Raw genomic sequence first — 19,655 nt, 5'->3', positions numbered from 1 at the left:
GATGTTCGGTTTCTCGCTCCGCCCGCGCAAACCCAGTTCGGCGCAGACCGCCAAGGAGCGGCTGCAGATCCTGCTCGCGCATGAACGCACCAGCAACTCCGGCCCGGACTTCCTGCCGCTCCTGCAGCGCGACATCCTCGAGGTGGTGCGCCGCCACATGGACGTCGATCGCGATGCCGTCGACATCAAGCTGGAACGCAGCGACGACCTGTCGAGCCTGGAAATCAACATCGAGTTTCCCGGCGCCCGCAAGGCGTCCTGAGTCCAGGGCTTCTTTTGTGCCCAAATATCCTGGGGGGAGCGCCTGACGCACCCCGTCGAGGGGTGCATCAGGCGCGGGGGGCAAAGCCCCCCGTCCCGCCGCCTCAACCCATCCGATAGCCCGGCGTCGAATGCGACAGCGCCGTCTCGGCCTCGTCCATGCCCTCGGGAATGTCCTGAAACAGCGGTGTCGACAGGTACCGCTCGCCGGTATCGGGCAGCATGGCCAGGATCACCGTGCCCGGTCCGGCCTGTTCGGCGATCCGCATCGCCACCGCGAAGGTCGAGCCGCCCGAGATCCCGGTCAGGATGCCCTCGCGCGCGGCCAGCTTGCGCGCCCATTCCATGCCCTCGGCGCCCGGCACCGGGATCAGCTGGTCATAACCGCCACTGTCCAGCGCCTCCTGCAGCACCAGCGGGATGAAGTCCGGAGTCCAGCCCTGGATCGGATGCGGCTCGAAGGCTGGGTGACTGACGGCGGGCGAGCCGTCGGCCGTCCGCTCCTGCGCGATGCCGCTCGCCACCAGCGCGGCATTGGCCGGCTCGGTCAGGACGATCTTCGTATCGGGCCGCTCACGGCGCAACACGCGGGCCAGCCCGGCCGCAGTGCCGCCGGTGCCATAGCCGGTCACCACGTAATCCAGCCTATCGCCCTGGAAATCGCCCAGGATCTCCTGCGCGGTGGTGGCTTCGTGGATGTCGGCATTGGCCGGGGTCTCGAACTGATGCGCCAGGAACCAGCCGTGCTGTTTCGCCAGCTCCACCGCCTTGTTGTACATGCCCACGCCCTTTTCGGCCTTGGGCGTCAGCACCACCTTGGCGCCCAGCATCCGCATCAGCCGCCGCCGCTCGACCGAAAAGCTCTCGGCCATGGTCACCACCAGCGGATAGCCCTTCTGCGCACAGACCATCGCCAGGCCGATGCCGGTGTTGCCGCTGGTCGCCTCGACCACGGTCTGGCCGGGCTTCAAGGCGCCCGAGCGCTCCGCCGCCTCGATGATGTTCAGCGCCAGCCGGTCCTTGACAGAGGCGGCGGGGTTGAAGAACTCGGCCTTGACGTAAATCCGCACCCCCTCGGGCCCGAGGTGGTTGATGCGGACGACCGGCGTGTCGCCGACCGTGTCGAGGATGCTGTCGTAAAGCCGGCCGCGTCCGGCGGTCCTGCGGATACCCTGTTCTGCCATGTCCATGCCCTCCATCTGCGACCCAGGCGTCTGATGCGGTCAGCCTAGCGCAATCGGAACCCGATGCGACCCCGGAATCGCCGGCGCCGCCCCGGCGACGTCCAGGGACGCCGGCCATGGGTCCATGCCGGATCCAGGGAAAACATCCCGCACCGGCCGCCGCCCGCGGAAAGCCGACCCGGCCCACGACCCGCAGCAAGATCAAGGCCGGGTCCGGCGATTCCGAAGCTCAAGGAAATGTGAGCAGAGAGCCGCCACCGTAACCGCGGGGACACGGAACGGCCCCGCGCCGGGAAAACAGGAATCCTGGTTACCCGGCCGGCGCGCCGGGCGGGATGCGGGTTTCGTTCCTGATTTGTGCTGCCCGGCGGAACCATTTCCCGACCTTGCCGCTATTCCGGTTCCCGGACGGAACATTGGTCACCGCCGCCCAAGCCCGTGATGCACCGCTGCCGGCCGCTGTGGCTTGCCAGACGCGGGGCGCGCATGGTCAGACGAAAGGGAAAGGTTACAGATCAACGAGTTCACCATGATCAGCGCCCCCCTTCCCGACAGCGGATGGTCCCGTGACATCCTGCATCTGCGCGAGGCCACCGTCTGCCCGGCCGAGACGCATCAGGACAGCCCCGGCCTCTGGTGCGGCGGCGACGTGCCTCAGGCGGCGACCTGGCGCGACGGCCTGCGGGTCACGCAACCGCTGGCCGCCGCCCCCGTCCCCACCGCGCGCCTGCCGGGACGACACCTGTGGGGCGGGGTCTATTTCGGCCATTTCGGGCATTTCCTGGTCGAGACGCTGTCCCGTCTCTGGGCCGCGAAAACCTCCGGCGCCGAAAGCGTGATCTTCACTCCCCGACACAGCCGGCTACGCGATTTCGTCGCTTACCAGCAAGAGCTGATCGCGCTGACGCTGCCCGACCTGCCGGTCCGGATCCTGCGCGCGCCGACCGAGGTCGAAGACCTTCTGGTCCCCGGCCAGGGCTTCGGGCTGGGCGAAATCTCGGCCGGGACGCCGGCGTTCCGCGCCTTCATCCGCGAGGCGTTCCGCGACATCCCGGCGGGCGGCATCGAGAACGTCTACATCTCGCGCACCCGCTTCAGCGGCAAGGGCGGCATCATCAACGAGCAGCTGGTCGAGGACAACCTCGCCGCCCAGGGCTATACCGCCATCTACCCGGAAAAGCTGTCGATCCGCGAACAGCTGTCGATCTTCAAGGGCGCCCGCCGCATCGTCGGGCTGGACAGCTCGGCCTTCCACATGCTGGGCTTCGTCGCCGCGCCCTGGCAGCAGGCCTGCATCCTGCTGCGGCGCAACCACCCGGCCTGGCAGCATATCGCCGCCCATCTGGCCGGTTTCACCGGCCGCGCGCCCGAGGTCGTGGACGCGCTCGTCGCCGACTGGATGCCCGAGCGCCAGAAGACCCCCAATCACACCACCTGGGGCGAGATCGACCAGCCGCGCCTGGCCAGGCGCCTGGCCGAACTGGGCTTCATCGCCGACGAGACGCGGTGGCGTGACGCCGATGCCGACGCACTCGCCGACGCCTTGCAGCGGGCCGAACAGCGCAGCCAGGAACCGCTGGTGCGCCGGCCCGTGGTCCGGGGCTGAAGCGATCTGCATCTGACTATAATCGCGTCGGGCAGCCATGAAGACGTTCCAGCATTTGGCGGGGAAGAGATCCCATGCGATCCTCGGACGGGCAGGATCGCAATCAGGCAGGTCAGGGAAACACCTACGATTCCCAATTCACGCAAATGCCTGGGCAGGTTGCTAAAAAACGCCGCGCATCCATTCGGGACAGGAAAAAGAAAGATCCGCCTTCGGCCGATCTGTCCCCTTTTCCAACCGAATTCGTTCGGATCCAGAGCGACCTCCGCCACTAGGTCCAGCGGCCTTCCCGCCGGACCCGCTCAGGGTGCGGCGATGGGCAAGACTGCCGCCGCGGGCGCCGCGCCCGAAGCGCGCAATTCGTCCAGCACCGCCGGCAGGATCTGCGCCGCCGGCACGCCCGAGGGCGAGGCCGCCGCCGCCGCCAGCGGCGTATCCGTGGCCAGGGCGATCAGCAGATAGGGGTGCTGCCCCTGCCCGTCCTGCGCCAGCGCAAAGCCGAAGCGCCGCACCGGTTCCGCCGCCGCATCCAGCTGCGAGGACAGGTCGTAGACCTCGCCCGAGGGCGGCACGATCAGCAGCCACAGGTTGCGGCCCTGGCCCGCATCGACCGTGCCGCGGACCTGCAGCTGCGCATCGGCGGCATTGGCCGCGGCTTCCAGCAGAACCGGCGGTGCCGGGCGGCCCGCGATCTCGCGCAGGAAGTCGAGGACCGGGCATTGCGCCGCGCCGACCTCGCTGTGCTGGACCGAGGGGCTGACCCCGAAGCGCGTGCCATAGGCCGCAACCACCGAGTCCGGGCGCAGGTCGTCGCGGCCGAGAAACTGGAGCTGACCGGCGTTCGGACCTGCCGCGATGCGCTCGGCCAAGGCGCAGCCCGGCAGCGGCTGCTCGGCCAGGAAGCCCTCGCGGGTCGAGGTGTCGCGAGGCGGCAACTCGGCACGGGCCGGTTCGGCGGCGGCCGAGGGCTCGGCCGCGGGCGGGCCCGGGTTCATCAGCACCCAACCGAGGACCGCGATCCCCGCCGACAGCACCGCCGCACCGCCGATCAGCGGCCAGTGCCGCCGCACCGGGGCGGTCTCGGCCGGCGCAGCGGGGGCCGGCGACGGCGCCGGGCCACCGAAGGGGCTGGCCGATTCCCCCGGCCCGGCCAGGCCCGAGCCGATGCCGAAACTGCCGGTGGGGCCCTCTTCGGCCGGCGCATCCGGCACCGCCTGCTGCCACAGCGGCAGCCGATAGCGCGACGGGATCAGCGAGGGGTCGTCCAGCATCCGCAGCACCGCGCCCATGTCCGGCGGCCTCCGGGCCGGATCGGGCTCGAGCATGTGCTGCAACAGCGGGAACAGCCGGTGCGAAATGCCGTCCAGGTCCGGGATCTGCTGCCGCGCCGCCGAAGCCGAGACCACGGAATCGCCCATGTCCAGCGCCTTGCCGCGCGCCACCGCCGCGATCAGCAGCCCCAGCCCATAGACATCGGTGGGCGGCCCGATCTCGCCGCCCCAATGGCCCAGCTGCTCGGGGGCGATATACTTGAACTTGCCGGCGAAACGCCCCGCCAGCCCGTCGCCCAGCTCGGTCGAGCGGGCGATGCCGAAATCGATCAGCACCGCTTCGTCGATGCGGTCGTCGCGCAGGATGACGTTGTCGGGGGACAGGTCGCGATGGGTCACCCCGCGCTCATGCGCGCGCATCAGCCCGGCGCCGACGCGGCGCATCAGGGCCAGTGTTTCGGCCTCGGGCAGCGGACCGCCGCATTTCAGCCGCTCGCCCAGGTGCCGGCCCTCGACGAATTCCATGATCAGGCAATAGCGGCCCAGGCCGGGGTCGAGGATGAAATTGTGATAGCGCACGATCGAATCGTCGCGCAGCTGCACCAGAACGCGGGCCTCGCGCCGGAACATGTCCAGCACCGCCTGATCGCCCGCCAGCCCGGGCAGGATGACCTTGACCGCCACCGGGTCGCCGGTGAAGACGTTCTCGGCGCGATAGACCTCGCCCATGCCGCCGGCGCTGACGAGGTCGAGGATGCGGTAATTGTTGTTGATCAGCGTGCCGCGCTCGACCAGCAGCAGCTCGGGGGCGGCAGCGCCCGCGCCGGCGACGACGGTCGGGTCGGCTGGCGCCATCACCGTCGGTTCGGGCGCAGCCTCGCCCTGCGCGGCCCGTGGCGTCGGCGTTTCGGGGCCTGGTTCGGTGTCCGGCATGGTCAGCCCATGTCCTCGGCCGGGGCCGGAACCGCGGCGCAATCGACCACCACCACGCTGACATTGTCGCGCGCGCCCCGGGCCAGCGTCTCGCCGATCAGCCCCGAGGCGACGCTGGCGGCGCGGCCGGCCTGGCCCAGGAACTGCGCGATCTCGCCGTCCTGGAAATGTTCGGTCAACCCGTCCGAGCAGATCAGGAAGCGGTCGCGGTCCTGGGCCAGGCCGGTCACCACCTCGGGTTCGGCATGGTCGCCGACGCCGATGGCGCGGGTGATGACATTGCGGCGCGACGAGGCGCGGGCCTCGGCCTCGGTCATGCGGCCGGCGGCGATCAGCAGCGCCACCTCGCTGTGGTCGCGGGTCAGCCGCGTCAGCCGGCCGTCGCGCAGCAGATAGACTCGGCTGTCGCCGGCCCAGACGCAGGCCAGTTCGGTTTCGTGCAGCAGCAGCGCCGCCACCGTCGAGCCGGCGCCGCGGGCGCCGTTGCGGCCTGCGTGGTCCAGGATGCGGCGATTGGCGCGGTCGATGCGGGCGATGACGCGGGCGCGCTGGTCCTGGGCGCTGACCGCGACGCCGGTCGAGGCCAGTTCCTCGACGATGATGCCGCTGGCGACCTCGCCCGCCGCATGGCCGCCCATGCCGTCGGCAACGGCCCAGAGCCCGAACTCGGGCAGGGCGATGACGCTGTCCTCGTTCTGGTCGCGCAGGCGACCGCAGTCGGTCAGCGCCGCGAAATCATAGTGAAAGCCGGGCCGGTCGCCGTTCATGCCTCGACCTCGCGGGCGGCGCCATGGGCGATGAGCCAGCCCAGCTCGGCGGGGTGGGCCAGCCCTGGCAGCAGAGCACGCCCGAGGGTCCGGCCTCGCCCTCGCCGAACCACCAATAGCTGCGCGCGGCCGTGGCGTGGGCGTGGTCGGCGACAGCCAGCTGCCCCAGCAATTGCTGGGGCGGCAGCGCCGGGTTGCCGGCCCAGAAGCCGGGCCAGTCCGGCGCCGGCGTGCCGGGCGCGGGCAGGTCCAGCGCCTGCGCCGCCTCGCGCGGCTCGAAACCGTCCGCCGCCAGCAGCGCGGCCAGCGCCTGCCCCGCGGCGCGGTGGAAATCCTGCGCCGTGTCCAGAACCGGCGGCGTCCCGCCCGCCTGCGCCAGGGCCAGCGGAAAGCGCCGGCCGCTGCGGTCGCGCGACGGCGCCATGACGCCGCGCAGCGCCTGGCCCGCCCCGATCAGCGCCGGGCCGATCCAGAACCCCACCACAGGCGCCGCGTCGAAGCGTGCCTGCCAGTCCGGCCCGGCCGCGTCGCGCCATAGCCCCAGACTCGCCTGCGCCCAGTCCGCAAAGGCGGGCCATGCCTCGGCCAGTCCGGCCGAAATGAAATCGCCGAAGCCCGGATGCTTGCCGTAAAGCCCTGCCGCGCCGGCACTCAGTCGATGCTCTGCGGGCATTGGAAATCCTTGATCTCGGCCATGGTGAAGGGGTTCGCCACCGCGTTGATGGTGAAGTCGTAGGTGATGTTGCGCCCGCCCAGCATGAAGGTGGCGCGCAGCGTGTCGCCGCGCTGCTCCTTGTAGCGGGCGGCGGCCAGGAACTGCATGAAGGTCCAGGAGCTGCCCTCGAACCGCAGCACCGAGTCGCGTTCCAACGGCGGCGACAGTTGCAGGATCGTGGACTTGCCCGCCCCCGGCCAGACCACGGTGCGCGGCATCGAGCCGGTCGCGGTCTCGACCACGGTGTCGTTGATCGCCAGGATCGCCGAGCGCACGGTCGGATGCGCATCGACCTGGGCTACGGTGATCTCGACCGAAGGGCTGGTGCCGCCGCCGGCGAAAAAGGCGCGGCGGATGCGCTCGGCCCGCTCGAACTGGCGCAGGGTGGCGGTCGAAAGGCGCTGCGTGATCTCCTTGTCGGCGCGCCAGGTCAGGCCCTCGGGCGTGCGCTCGACATAGGGCTCCAGGTATTCGGTGAAATACTTGTCCATCTCGCCCCCCGGGCCGAAGAAGCGGGCGAAATTGTCGATGGACAGGCTGCGCGCGCCGCTGCCGAAGGGATAGGCCGGCGCGATGGTGTCGCGGCACATGAAGGTAATGCGGTCGGTCAGCGCCCGGTTCATCACCTCGATGGAGGCATCCGAGGCGCCCGAGCGAAAATCGCCCTCGGCCTTGGTCACCATGCGCGCCAGCGGGTCGGGCAGCTGCGAATTGTACTGCGTCAGCGAATTCAGCAGTGTCGGCAGCGCGGCCGCCGACTGGTCGGGGTTGTGCTCGGCCAGGCGCAGGTTTTCCCAGACCGCGCCCAGGTTGCCCAGCAGCGTGTCGATGGGCCGCTTGCCCGGCTCGCCCGCAACCAGAAGCTGCCAGTTCTCGAAGGCTTTCGCGATGGCCTCGATGGGGGCGGTGACGCTGTTCTGCTTCTCTTCGGCCGCGGCCCCGGCACGGCGCGCGCCCTTGCCCTGCTTCTGCATCGCGGCGTCCATCAGGATGCGCTGCACGCCCGTGCTGCGCGACTGCGCGCGCGAGGCGATCTGCTTGCCGATGGCATCGGCCATGCCGCCGCCGCCGCTGTCGCCGGCCGCCGCATCAGATGCCGGCAACTCGCCGTCCAGCTGCTCGTATTCGCGGGTCAGCTGGGTCTGGTCGGCGATCGACTTGACCAGTTCCAGGATGGGCGAGTTCTGCGCCTGCGCCGCCGTCCCCAGCGCCGCATATTGCGGCTTGTCCGCCACCATCGAGGCCAGTGTCAGGTTGTCCAGAACCGTGTTCCAGGCGGCGATGAATTCGCCGCGGTAACGATCCAGCAGGTCGCGGTCCAGCCGCGCCAGCCGGCCCTCGATCTCGTTGGAATTGGCGTAATCGCCCAGCACCCACTGGTCGCGGCGCAATTCCTCGCCCACCACGGCGAGCTGGTCGTAGAAATAGCTCCAGAAACCTTCGTAGGTATAAAGCCCCGGCACGGTCATGGCCGCGATGTCGCTGCCGTCGCGGGCGGCAAAGACCTGCGTCGCGGCATTGCCGCCCGCCGCCTGCACCAGCGCCCAGTCGGTCAGGCCGGCGGCGACGGCGCCGTCCTTGATGATGGCATAGGCCTGTTCGTCCAGCGGCAGCTGCGAGATCGCCGCCCGCGCCTTCTCCACCGTGGTCTGGTCCAGCGTCACCAGCAGGTCGCGGCGGTCGTCCAGCGCCAGCATGGCCTTCAGGTGCCCGGAAAGCTGGTCGATCATCTCAAGGCCCGCGCGGCCCGGATAATCCTGTCGCCAGCTTTGCGCGAACCAGGCCTCGATGGCCGGGTCGTCGGTCGTCTCGCCCTGCTTGCCGAGCAGCAGATAGACCTTCAGCGCGCGATAGATCTCGGTCATCTCGCCCGAGGCGATGATCTCGGGCATCCGCCGTTCCAGGTCCAGGATCAGCCGCGGGCGCAGCATCCGTTCCAGCGCGTTCGAGTAGCTGTCGGTCGCGACCTTGTTCAGCCGGTCGCGCTGGGACAGGCCGAAGCCTTCCCACAGACTGGGTTCCTCGCTGTCGCCATAGCCGGCGGGCATCGAGGCAAGGTCGTTCAGCAGCGGCAGCACCGGCGTCAGGTCCGGGTCGTCGATCACGTCGCGCTGCAATTCCTCGGCGGCGGCGCGGCGCCAGTTGGTGGTCTCGGCCTCGGCGGTGCGGACCAGTTCGCGATTCTTCCAGTAGCTGACGCCGATGGCGGTGCCGGCGCCCAGCGTCAGAACCGCGATGGCCGCCAGGGCCACGCTGCGCAGCACGAAGGCGCGGCGCACCGCCTTGCGGTCATGCGAGACCCAGCCCTGTTCCGGGAACACCACCCCGCGCAGCAGGTCGTGGATGAAGAAGCTTTTGCCGCGCCCCGACATGAAGCCCGAGCCGATGCCCATGCCCGGCTCTTGGATCGCGCCCAGCACCTGGTCGATGGGCGTGCCCTCTTGCGTGCCCGAGGTGAAGTAGAAGCCGCGCAGGATGGCGTTGGTCTTGTAGCGTGTCGGCTCGAACACCTTGCGCAGGAAGGCGGCGACGCTGTCGCGCAACAGGGCCATCTGTCCCGGCAAGCCGAAGATGGCGATGCGGGCGACGCCGTCGGGTTCCTCGGACAGCCGGTCGATGATCTCGTCCGACAGGCGCGAGACCAGGCGGTCGAACTCGGCCGGCACGGCTTCGTGGGTGATCGCCTTGCGGTCGGCGGTCTGGAAGGTCACGCCCCAGACCAGCTTGCGGCGGTTCAGGCTGAAGCTGCTGAAATATTCGCGGAAACCGGCGATCAGGTCGGCCTTGGTGAACATCACATAGACCGGGAAGTCGATCTTCAGATGCTCATGCAGTTCCGCCAGCCGGGCGCGCACCGTCTCGGCATGGGATTGCAGCGTGGCGGCGTCCTGCTGCATCATGTCCTCGACCGAGAAGGACAGGATCACGCCGTTGATCGGCCGGTTCGGGCGGGTGCGCTTCAAGAGGTCCAGGAAGGCGTCCCAGCTGGCCTTGTCGGCCACCTTGTCGCTGTCCTGCGTGGTATAGCGCCCGGCGGTATCGATCAGTACCGCATCCTCGGCAAACCAGAAATCCATGTTCCTTGTGCCGCCGAAGCCGCTGATCGCCTGGGTCTGCGCCAGCGGGAAATCCAGGCCGGAATTCGCCAGCGCCGTGGTCTTGCCGGCGCCGGGCGGGCCGATGATGACATACCAGGGCAGGTCGTAAAGCGAGGCCGCGCCGCCGGATTTCTTCAGCACCGCCAGGGCTTCGGACATCTTCTCGGCCAGCGCCTTGCCGTCGCCCTCGGGCTCGGGCGGGACCAGCGCCTGCTCGATGGCGCGGGCGGCGCGAACGCGGCGGCGCCAGCGCACCAGCAGCACCGTCAGCGTCGCGGCCAGGATCAGCCCGACGACCAGACCCCGCCAGAAGACCGAGGCCAAGGGCCCCCAGCCGGTCATCGGCCCGCCGATCCAGACCGCCGCGCACAGCGCCGCGATGCCCAGCAGGGTGACGGTCCAGCGCCACCAGCCATGCTTGCTCCAGCGCGGGGTCGGGACATAGATGCCTAGCAGTCTCAATTCGCGGCCTCCTGCGGGGCGGGGGCATCATAGGTGCCTTCGCGCGCCAGCATGATCTCGACCCGGCGGTTGGCGTCCCGGCCCTCGGGCTTGGCATTGTCGGCGACAGGATCGTCCTCGCCCCTTCCCTCGGTCGTCACGCGGGCTGGGTCTTTCAGCAGAGGTTTCAGCACCTCGGCCACGCCCTCGGCCCGGGCGGCCGAGATCTGGTAATTGTCCTTGAACCGGCCCCGGCCCGAAACGGGCACGTTGTCGGTATGGCCCTCGATCAGGATCGGGCCGGGTTCGGCATTCAGCACCTCGGCGATGCGGGTGGCCAGGTCGGCGAAGCCCGGTTTCACCGTGACCGAGCCCAGGTCGAACAGCTGCAGATTGCCGACGCGGATGGCGATATAGTCGCCCTTGGCCTCGACGCCGACGCGGCCGTCCGCGATCTCGGCCGCGAAGGCGTCGCGGATGCGTTGCAGCTGCGGGATCTCGGCGACATAGACCGCGCCCGGGGTGCGGTCGATCTGGATCGCCGGCGCGTCCAGCGCCACGCCGCGCAGATCCTCGGCCGCGACGGCGGCGTCGCGGTTGATCAGCGTCAGCAGCGTGGCAAAGGCGGCGACCAGCGCCACGGCGGCGATGCCCGCCACCGCCGGCACCGGGATGGCGCCGAAGCGGCGCGCCCTGCCCTGCACCACCGGCGTCCACATCACGGAAATATCCTCGTCCGGGCGCGGATTCACGCGGCGCAGGCTTTCATAGATGGCGCTGCGGATGCGCGACAGCTCGGCCGCGCCGTTCGGCATGGTGCGGAACTGGCCCTCGAAGCCCAGGGACAGGCAGACCAGCATCAGCTCTAGCAGGTTGTAGTTCTGCGCCGAGGCGTAAAGCGCCTTCTCGGCCTCTTGAAAGAAACCGACGCCGGAATCGCGCTTGTGGAAGAAACGCGCCACCATGGAATATTGCTGCCAGTTGCCGCGGTCGGCGCCGGGCAGGTTCTGCACGATGTCGTCCGCCGTGCCGGACAGCGCGTATTTCGCCACCAGCGCCTCATGCGGGTTGACGCCGTGCGACAGCGCATTGCGCTCGAACCGGTCGATCTCGCGCGTGACATGCTCCATCAGCGGCGCGACCTGCAATTCGACCAGGCCGGTGCGCAGCCGGCCCAGCAGGATCAGCAGCGGCGCGGCCGAGGCGATCAGCGGGTTCGCCGAACTGGCCGCGCCCAGGTCGCGCACCTGCATCGCCTGCGCCTGCGGGATGCGCGGGGCGACGCGGTTCTGCGGCGCCTGCTGCGTGGCGATGTCGGGAAAGAAGCCGCGCTGGTCCGGCCCCGCCGCCCGCCCGATCTGCGAGGGGTCGGCCGGACCGAAGGGGCTGTGTCCGCCCTGCCCCGGCGGCTGCCAGCCGCCCGGATAGCCCTGATGGCCCTGCGGCGCCGGCGGCTGGGACGGGCGCGCGGGGCCGCCGATCCAGGTCTGGCCCTCGGCCGGCGGGCTGCCCCAGCCCGGATTGCCGCCCGGCGGCTGACCGAAGGGCGAGGCCGAGCCACCCTGCACCGGCCCGCCGATGGCGGTGCGGCCGTCGTCGGGACCCGGCGCCGGCCGCGCCCAGTCCTGCGGCCTCTGACCGGGCAGAGGGCCGCCGAAGACCGTCTTGTCGCCGTCGTCGTCCTTGCCCGCCATCACGACCTCTCGGGCACCGCCCACAGTTCCAGTTTCAGGTTCGGCCAGTCACCGGCGAAATGCATGCCGATGGCCGTCGCGGTCGAGAACTCGCGCCACAGCGGCGAGTTGCGCTCTAGCCGGAAATAGACGTTCGAGGACAGCACCCGGATCTGCCGCGGCGGGTTCGGCAGGTGCTGCAGCGCGATGCCGGGCAGGTTGTTGTTGACGATTTCCGACATGCGGGTGTTCGGCCCGACCTTGCACAGTTCGGGGAACTGCATCTGCACCTGCGACAGCGGCTTGGCGCTTTCCACCTCGATGATGAATGTGGCCTCGCGGAACAGGTTGCGGTCGGCGACGGCCGCCAGGTAGGAGTTCTGCCGCACCTGCTGCAAGGGCAGCCGGATCGCCCGGCCGACGTCGCGCGACAGCAGGCGCTGGATGTCGGCCACGATCTCGCCGAAACTTTCCTTGGGGTTTTCGTGGTCATAGGCCGGGTAATCCGGCGCATGGCGGCTGGCGCTGTCGAAGCTGGCCAACTCGCCCGCCAGCGAGACCAGCTCGCGGTAAAGCTGCTCGGGATGCACGGCCAGCGTCCGCGACAGGTGGCGCAACACGCCGATCTGGCGGTTCAGCGCCATCAGCATCAGATAGTCGCTGGCCTGCAAGCCCCCCCGGCCGAGGGGTCGGTGGCATAGCGCGACAGGCTTTCCAGCCGCGCCTCGATCCAGCCGATGACGCGGGTCAGATAGCCCATGACCTGCGGATGCGCGCCGATGACCAGCGAAGGTGGCGGAAAGGTCTCGTCCAGCGTCACCACGCCGTCGCGCACCTCGGCCACGCGGGCCAGGCGGATGTTCTGGTAGCCGGGGCGCGGGGTCTTGCGGATCGCGATCTCAAGCCGCGGCACGGCCAGTTCCAGCACCTGCTCGATCCGCGCCGAGGAGGCGCTGTCGCTGACCGTCTCGGTGACGATGCCCCAGCGGGTCGTCGCGCCCTCGTCCTCATAGGGGGCGGCGTCGCGCATGTTGGGGCTGCTGTCGGGCAGGGTCAGCCAGACGAATTGCCCGGCCGCGTCGTCCGGCACGCGCACCGGCACCGGCAGCGGCCCGGTGCCCGGCGCGTCGAAGGGCGTGCCGTCGGGCATGATCCCGGCCACGGCGCGCAGCGCGATCATGCCCTGCTGCGCCTGGTCGCGGTCCAGCACCAGCTCGCCCACGCCCCAGGGATAGGGGGTGATCAGCCGGGTTCGGGCCTGGACCAGATGCTCGTGATAGCGGTCGGCCTGCTGCAGATGCTGGGGCTGCAGGAACAGCCCCTCTTTCCAGGCGACCTTGCTGAACCAGGACATGCGTCAGCGAACTCCCGTTCCTTGTTGTCTTGCTTGCGGCGGCGCGGCCAAGCTAGCCGCGCGCCCGGCCCGAGGCCAGTCAGAATTGCCAGCGGAACTGACCCGAGACGCCCACGCTGTCCAGCTGGTCGCCGAAACGGGCGTCGATCCGCGCGCCGGTGCTGACCTGGCGCCCGCGCGCTTTCGGTCCCAGCACCTTGATCCAGTTCGCGCCGACGCTGATCTCGCCGTAGGAGCCCAGGTTCTCGGTGGTCAGCGTCTCGGTGTTTTCCTCGGAGGCGAAGAGCGAGATCGTCGGATCGGCGAAATCCTTGTACCAGGTGCCGGTCGCAAAGGCGTAGAGCGCCGAATTGCGTCCGTTGTCGACAAAGGTCTTGGCCAGGGTGGCGCCGGCGAAGCCGATCTTGCGCGTGCTGTCCTTGAAGACCAGGGTATAATCCTCGTCGAAGCGGATCGAATCCGTGGACAGCTTGGACCAGGCGAAGCCCATGGTCGGCAAGACCGCCCAACCGCTGTCGCCGATCGGGATGCCGTAGCTGATCGAACCGCTGAGCGTCTGCGCGTCGCTGGAGAAATCGGTCTCGTCCAGGCCCAGCCCGGTATAGCCGGGCAGCGGGTCGTTCGAGATGGTGAAATCCGTCCGCTCCAGCCGGTATTGCAGGTCGGCCTGGAACCGGCCCTTGGTGGCGGTGGCATAGATGCCGGCGTAGCGCTGCTCGAAATCGGTCGAGGTGTAGGAGGTCAGGATCGAGGTCAGGTCCAGCGCGTTCCTGGGGTCGATGGCATAGACCGGCTGGCTGGTCGAGCCGCGGTTGATGCCCCCCAGCGCCCCGAAGGCCATGTTCCAGCCGCCGAAACGGTCGTCGAAACAGGCCAGGTCGGTGCCGACCTGGACGCCGTAGTAATCGGCATGGACCTCGGTCTCGACATTGCTGACGCCGTTGTCGGTCTTGCCGCTGGCATTGGCATGACCGCCGATGACGCGGCCCCAGCTGCCGATGCCGCAGGGCTTTTCCGGGTCGTCATAGGCCAGCGAGGTGACGAAGGGGCTGGTCGGACGGTTCACCACCGAGCCGATCAGCGACTGCACCAGCGCCACGTTGCCGAAGATCGCGCCCATGGCCGGGTTCAGCTGGCTGACCAGTTCCAGGTCGCCGGTGCCGTTGTTGGGATCGGCGCGCTGGACCGAATAGACGATGCGTTCGGACCCGGCCGGCAGATCGCTGCGGGTATAGCGGAAATCGTTCTGGCTGCCGAAGCTTTCGTCCACGTCGATCAGCGTCACCCGCGCCCCGCGCTGGGGCAGGGTGTCGCGGTCGGCCAGGTCGAACTCCAGATGATAGATGCCGCGCGCCGCGCCGCCCAGCACCGTGATGCGGTCCGCGGTCATGGTGCGCAGGTTCAGGTCCAGCCGATAGGTGCCCTCGCCTTCAAGACCGCCCACGCGCAGCACGCCCGAGGTGCGGCCGTCGCCCATGTCCACGGTGCCGTTGTTGGTGACGGTGCCGGTGACCCGGGCCTGGTCGCCCGCGACATCGACCCGGCCGTGGTTCAGCATCGCGCCGTCCAGCATGCCGGCCAGGGCCAGGGTGGTGCCCTGGGTCACCACGGTGCGGCCGGCCGTAACCTGGCTGCCGGCACCCAGCGCATAATCGGTGTTCAACCGGAAATCCCGGCCGATGCGGGCGCCGTCGCGCAGCTCCAGCGTGCCGCCGTCATAGATCAGGTCGCCGGTCACGGTCCCGCCCAGCACCGTTTGCCCGTTGCTCAGCAGCGAGCCTTCCAGCGTTCCCGCCTGGCTCAGGGCGCCACGGTTTTCCATGTCGCCTTGCAGCACGCCGTTCAGGAAGAAGCGGCCCCCCGCCCGGTTCAGAACGCCGCCGGCCGCGACAAGCCGGCTGCCGGCCACCAGCCGGGCGGTGGCGCCGGATTCGTTGCGCAGCCCGCCCTCGACCGCGGCGGTGCCGCGGCTGACGAAATCGCCCGATTCGTTGATCAGCCCGCCGGCGATGGTGCCGCCGCCCGCCAGCGTCAGGTCGGCGCGGTTGGTGACGGTGCCGCCGATGCGGCCCGCCCAGTTGGCGCTGCCGGTGTTCAGGACGCCGCCCGTGATGGTCCCGGTCCCGCGCAGCGTGCCGGCATTGACCAGCGCACCGCCCAGCATGCCATCCACCTGCAGGTCGCCGGTTTCCAGGTTCTGCGCGGCGGCCGGGGCGCCGTCGGGATCGGCCATGTTCAGCCGGGTCCCGGCGCCGATGGCGGCGGTGCCGGCGTTCAGGAACTCATGCACCGCCAGCCTGCCGTCCACGGCCAGCGTGCCGCCTTCGAAGTTGCGCAGCGAGTCGACGCTGCCGCCCAAGGTGACGATGCCCTGGTTCTCCAGCGTGCCGGCGATACTGCCTTGCCCGGTCAGCGTGCCGAGGTTGCCGATATCGCCGTTCACCCGGCCGCGGTCCAGCGCGACCCGGCCCGAGGCGCGGTTCAGCAGATCGGCCTCCAGACGGCCGGCAAGCGCCAGCCGCGCCTCGTTCTGCACGGTCGAGTCCGAGCGCAGCACGCCTCTCCTTTCGTCGATGCTGATCAGATCGCGGTTGATGAGCTGGCCGATGCTCAGGTCGCGGCGGGTAGTGATGGTGCCGGTATTGACCAGTTGCCCGGTCACCCGGCCGCCGCCGTTCAGCGTGCCGGCATTGGCGATGTTGCCCTCGACCACCCCGCCGTCCAGCGTGATGCTGGCCGAGTCGCGGTTGTCCAGATCGCCCGCCAGCGTGCCCGCGATGACTAGGCGGCCGGCGTTGTTGAGCAGGGCGCTGTCCGTGGTCAGCCGTTGGCCCGAGGCGACGACCGCCAGCGCGTCATTGACCAGCGCGCCGACGCGCAAATCGCCCCGCAGACCCAGCGAGCCGGTGTTCTCCAGCCGGTCGACCCGGCCGGCGATGACCACATTGCCGGCATTGGCCAGGGTGCCCTCGATGGTGCCGGTCCCGGTCAGCAGGCCGCTGTTCGCCAGCCGTCCCGCCAGCGTGCCGCCCTCCAGCGTGGTCTTGCCGGCATTGGTCAGCGTGCCCTCGATCCGCCCGGCCAGCGTCGCGCGGTCGTTGTTGACGATGGTGCCGTCGCCTTGCAGCGTGCTGCCCGCCGCCACGTCCAGCACCTCGTCGTTGACCAGCCCGCCCACGCGCAGGGTGCCGCTGCTGGTCAGCGTGCCCGTGTTGGTGACGCTGCCCGTCACCCGGCCGCCCAGGCTGGCGGTGCCGGCGTTCGCAAGCGTGCCGTCGATGGTGCCGCTGCCGGTCAGCCGGCCGGCGCTGGTGACCGCGCCGGCGACGGTGCCGCCCGACAGGGTGGTGGTGCCGGTGTTGTCCAGCCCGCCCTCCAGCCGGCCGGCGACCAGAAGCTGGTTGGCGTTCCGCACCGCCGTATCCGATTGCAGGGTGCTGCCCGAGGCGACCTCGACCCGGCCCGCGTTCGTCAGCGAGGCGGTGCTGAGCGTGCCCTGCGACACCAGCCGCCCGCCGGCGGCATTGGTCGCGCCCGCCGCCAGCCGGCCGCCCAGCGTGGCGGTGCCGCTGTTGGTCAGCGCGCCCGAGATGGTGCCGCTGCCGGTGATCTCTCCGGCATTGGCGACCGCGCCGGTCACCGTGCCGCCGTTCAGCGTCAGCCGCCCCGGCGCATTGTTCTGAAGCGCGGCGTCCAGCTGGCCCGCGACCGCGATGCGGTCGTTGTTCTGCACCGTCGCGGTCGAGCGCAGCACGCCGCCCGCGGCGATGTCGACGATCTCGTCATTGGTCAGCCCGGCCACGGTCAGCGTGCCGCTCTGGTTGATGGTGCCGGTATTGGCGACCGTCCCCGCCACCTGCCCGGTCATCGCCAGGGTGCCGCTGTTCGCCACCGCGCCGGTGACGGTGCCGTTGCCCTGCAACCCGCCGCTGTTGGTCACCGACCCGGCCAGCGTGCCGCCCGACAGCACCGTGGTGCCCGAATTGTCCAGATCCGCCGCCACCTGGCCCGAGACGTTCAGCGTCGCCTCGTTCTCGACCGCGGTGGCCGAGGTCAGGGTGCCGGCGACGGTCATCACGCCGTCGTCCCGGTTCGCCACGCGCTGCGCCGTGGCCGAGGTGCCGGCGTCGATGGTGAAGTCGCCCTCGTTGGTCAGCGCGCCGACATTGTTCAGCGCCCCGCTGGAATCGGCGTCGGTGGTGATGTGGAAATCGCCGCGGTTGCCGATGTCGTGCCCGCGCACGTCCAGCGCGGCCGAGACCGTCACATCGCCGCTGGTGTCGTTGGTCAGGTTGCCGTCCAGGAAGGAATCCTGGTCATAGGTCAGCGTCGTGCGGTTCAGCAGGTCGCCGATCACGTTGACGTTGTTCATCACGCCGCCCTCGTTGGCGAACAGATCGGCGACGATGGTCATGGCCGAGGGGTTGCCGCTGGTATTGGTGCCGTCCAGCCGGCCCGAGTTGGTGAAGATGCCGTCCACGGTCAGCGTCACGTCGCCGGCACTGCCGTCGAGCGTCAGCTGGTTGCGGTTGGTCAGGTCTCCGTTCACCTGCGACGAGGAATTGACCAGCAAGGTGCCGAGATTGGTCAGGTTGGCGTTCACCTGGGCCCCGTCCAGCGTCACCGTGCCGCCGGCATCGTTCTGGATGCCCGCCGCGCCGTTCACCGTCACCGTCCCGGCGACGTTCAGCGCACCGCTGTTGTCGATCCGCTCTTCCGCGGTCAGCTGTTCGCCGGCGCCGACATCGGCGGTGCCGCCGTTCTCCAGCCGGCCGACCGCCAGGTCTCCGGTCAGGTTCAGCGTGCGGCTGTTGACCAGCGCACCGCCCACGGTGCCGTTGGCGTTCAGGATGCCGTTGTTCTGCAGCGAGCCGGTGACGGTGCCGCCGTCCAGGGCGGTGGTGCCGCCGACACCGTTGAGCATGTTGCCGTCCAGCGTGCCGTTGATGGTGGCATTGCCGCGGTTCACCAGCCGCTGCGCGGCGGTCATGGTATGGCCGGCGCCGATGGTCATGCTGCCGCCATAGGTGGTGGTGAACTGGTCCACGCGCACGTCGCCCGCCGTGGTGACGGACCCGCTGTTGTCGAAGACGCCCGCGACCTGCCCGGCGATCGCCATGCCGCCGGCGTTGGTGACACCGCCCGCGATGGCGCCGTTCGCCCCCATCGTCACTGTGCCGCTGGCCGCGTTGTCCAGCCCGCCCTCGAGCCGGCCGTTCACGCCCAGCTGGCTGTTGTTCACCAGCGGGCCGTCGGTGCTGCGCAGCCGGTCGCCGGCATTCACCGTGACCCGGTTGTCGTTGATCAGCGTGCCGACGGTCAGATCGCCGCCGGTGAGGACGCGGCCGGTGTTCCGGATCTCGCCCGAGACCGTGCCGCTGCCCCGAAGCGTGCCCGCGTTCGCGACGTCGCCGTCCAGCGTGCCGCCGACCATGGTCAGGGTGGCACTGGCGGCGTTGTCCACGTTTCCGCGCAGCTCGCCCAAGAGTTCGATGCTGCCCTGGTTTGCCACATTGTTGGTGACGTCCAGCCTATTGCCCTGCCGCACCACAACACCGGCATCAAGATGGTTGGTGAGGTCGCGCACGGCGCTGTCCCCCACGATCTGGGTGTTTCCGTGGTTGTCAAGCAGACCCCGCACCTGACCGTACAAGCCCAGGTAGCTGTTGTTGGTCAAGGTGCCTTCCAGCACACCGCCAAGGCCGAGCGTCCCGTTGTTGACGATATTGCCGGTCCGGGCGCCGTTGTGGAACACCAACCCCTCATTGATCAGGTCGCCCGTCGCGGTGGCGTTCCAGCGCAGCCGCAGCGTGGCGCTTTCGGCGACTGCGACGGCGCCGGCGTGATGGCGCGACAGCGAGACCTCGCCCTGCCCCTGGATTTCGAGATCGCCGTCGATGGCCGAGTCGATGGTGAACAGCAGCCCGTTTTCGGCCGCCAGCCGCAGCGTCGTGGATCCGGCGCTCAGCGTGTTTCCATAGAGCCGGAAATTGCCGCCGCTCAGCCTCAATTCGCCCGCCATGACGGTGCCGTAGATGCGAAGCTGATGCGTCTCATCCGCGTCGCCCTCGATGATCCCGGTCTCGGTCCCGGGCAGCGCGCCGTGATCGCCGTCCTCGTCCAGCCAGATGGGACTCGACGAGGACCAGCCCATGCCGAGACGGTCGACGTCCAGGGTCATGTCGGCCCTGGCCCCGCCGGGCAGCATCGGCACACCCGCCAGCGAGATCAGCGCGGTGGTGGCGAAAAGGCGGGATCTGGCGAAACGCCGCATCGGCAAGAGGAAAACTGGCAGCATCTGAATTCACTTTTGCAAAGGGCTGGAAAACGCGAAACCTATGCCGACAGGGTT

9 protein-coding genes and 1 pseudogene are annotated in these 19,655 nt (G+C 69.7%); 2 read left to right on the top strand and 8 right to left on the bottom strand.

Annotated features, from left to right (window positions below; translation table 11 throughout):
• The first annotated feature begins 1 nt into the window (after window position 1).
• On the top strand, window positions 2-262 hold the full coding sequence (gene minE / locus JCM7685_RS15775) for a cell division topological specificity factor MinE (RefSeq protein WP_074967448.1): 261 nt from the start codon (window positions 2-4) through the stop codon (window positions 260-262).
• Window positions 263-365: 103 nt separating this feature from the next.
• Here the strand turns inward: minE and JCM7685_RS15770 are convergent, their stop codons facing one another.
• Window positions 366-1,445 carry a PLP-dependent cysteine synthase family protein gene (locus JCM7685_RS15770; protein WP_074967532.1) on the bottom strand — a complete coding sequence of 360 codons (1,080 nt, stop codon included), beginning with the start codon at window positions 1,443-1,445 and terminating at the stop codon, window positions 366-368.
• 529 nt (window positions 1,446-1,974) lie between these two features.
• Here JCM7685_RS15770 and JCM7685_RS15765 point away from each other — a divergent pair.
• The gene (locus tag JCM7685_RS15765) at window positions 1,975-3,051 is read left to right on the top strand and encodes a glycosyltransferase family 61 protein (protein ID WP_074967450.1); all 1,077 of its coding nucleotides are present in this window, start codon (window positions 1,975-1,977) and stop codon (window positions 3,049-3,051) included.
• Between the two features lie 302 nt (window positions 3,052-3,353).
• On the opposite strand, the gene JCM7685_RS20570 is transcribed toward JCM7685_RS15765, so the two are convergent.
• The 7 genes and pseudogenes from JCM7685_RS20570 to JCM7685_RS15730 form a co-directional block, all read right to left on the bottom strand.
• Window positions 3,354-5,255: a serine/threonine-protein kinase gene (locus JCM7685_RS20570; RefSeq protein ID WP_074967451.1), complete on the bottom strand. Its 1,902-nt coding sequence runs from the start codon at window positions 5,253-5,255 to the stop codon at window positions 3,354-3,356.
• Between the two features lie 2 nt (window positions 5,256-5,257).
• Window positions 5,258-6,022: a PP2C family protein-serine/threonine phosphatase gene (locus JCM7685_RS15755; RefSeq protein ID WP_074967453.1), complete on the bottom strand. Its 765-nt coding sequence runs from the start codon at window positions 6,020-6,022 to the stop codon at window positions 5,258-5,260.
• Window positions 5,991-6,695, bottom strand: coding sequence for a type VI secretion system-associated protein TagF (gene tagF, locus JCM7685_RS15750; protein WP_100526136.1), 705 nt, complete (start codon window positions 6,693-6,695; stop codon window positions 5,991-5,993). Before tagF ends, JCM7685_RS15755 begins: the two co-directional genes overlap by 32 nt.
• Window positions 6,674-10,297 carry a type VI secretion system membrane subunit TssM gene (tssM, locus tag JCM7685_RS15745; RefSeq protein WP_083412689.1) on the bottom strand — a complete coding sequence of 1,208 codons (3,624 nt, stop codon included), beginning with the start codon at window positions 10,295-10,297 and terminating at the stop codon, window positions 6,674-6,676. The genes tagF and tssM overlap by 22 nt, the downstream gene beginning before the upstream one ends.
• Window positions 10,294-11,970 (bottom strand): type VI secretion system protein TssL, long form, encoded by a 1,677-nt coding sequence (gene tssL, locus JCM7685_RS15740; RefSeq protein WP_074967457.1) that lies wholly within the window; start codon window positions 11,968-11,970, stop codon window positions 10,294-10,296. Before tssL ends, tssM begins: the two co-directional genes overlap by 4 nt.
• Window positions 11,970-13,303 (bottom strand): annotated as a pseudogene (tssK, locus tag JCM7685_RS15735) (type VI secretion system baseplate subunit TssK). Before tssK ends, tssL begins: the two are co-directional and overlap by 1 nt.
• A gap of 79 nt (window positions 13,304-13,382) precedes the next feature.
• Window positions 13,383-19,601: a hypothetical protein gene (locus JCM7685_RS15730; RefSeq protein ID WP_139218082.1), complete on the bottom strand. Its 6,219-nt coding sequence runs from the start codon at window positions 19,599-19,601 to the stop codon at window positions 13,383-13,385.
• Window positions 19,602-19,655 lie beyond the last annotated feature (54 nt).

The organism is Paracoccus aminovorans (genome assembly GCF_900005615.1).
Taxonomy (GTDB): domain Bacteria; phylum Pseudomonadota; class Alphaproteobacteria; order Rhodobacterales; family Rhodobacteraceae; genus Paracoccus; species Paracoccus aminovorans.
The sequence above is the reverse complement of the archived record's forward strand: the minus strand, read 5'-3'. Positions and strand labels throughout refer to the sequence as shown.

Coding starts and splice junctions, on each gene's coding strand:
- JCM7685_RS15765 (WP_074967450.1), top strand. CDS start 1,975: ATGATCAGCGCCCCCCTTCCCGACAGCGGATGGTCCCGTGACATCCTG.
- minE (WP_074967448.1), top strand. CDS start 2: ATGTTCGGTTTCTCGCTCCGCCCGCGCAAACCCAGTTCGGCGCAGACC.
- JCM7685_RS20570 (WP_074967451.1), bottom strand. CDS start 5,255: ATGCCGGACACCGAACCAGGCCCCGAAACGCCGACGCCACGGGCCGCG.
- JCM7685_RS15730 (WP_139218082.1), bottom strand. CDS start 19,601: ATGCTGCCAGTTTTCCTCTTGCCGATGCGGCGTTTCGCCAGATCCCGC.
- tagF (WP_100526136.1), bottom strand. CDS start 6,695: ATGCCCGCAGAGCATCGACTGAGTGCCGGCGCGGCAGGGCTTTACGGC.
- JCM7685_RS15755 (WP_074967453.1), bottom strand. CDS start 6,022: ATGAACGGCGACCGGCCCGGCTTTCACTATGATTTCGCGGCGCTGACC.
- JCM7685_RS15770 (WP_074967532.1), bottom strand. CDS start 1,445: ATGGCAGAACAGGGTATCCGCAGGACCGCCGGACGCGGCCGGCTTTAC.
- tssL (WP_074967457.1), bottom strand. CDS start 11,970: ATGGCGGGCAAGGACGACGACGGCGACAAGACGGTCTTCGGCGGCCCT.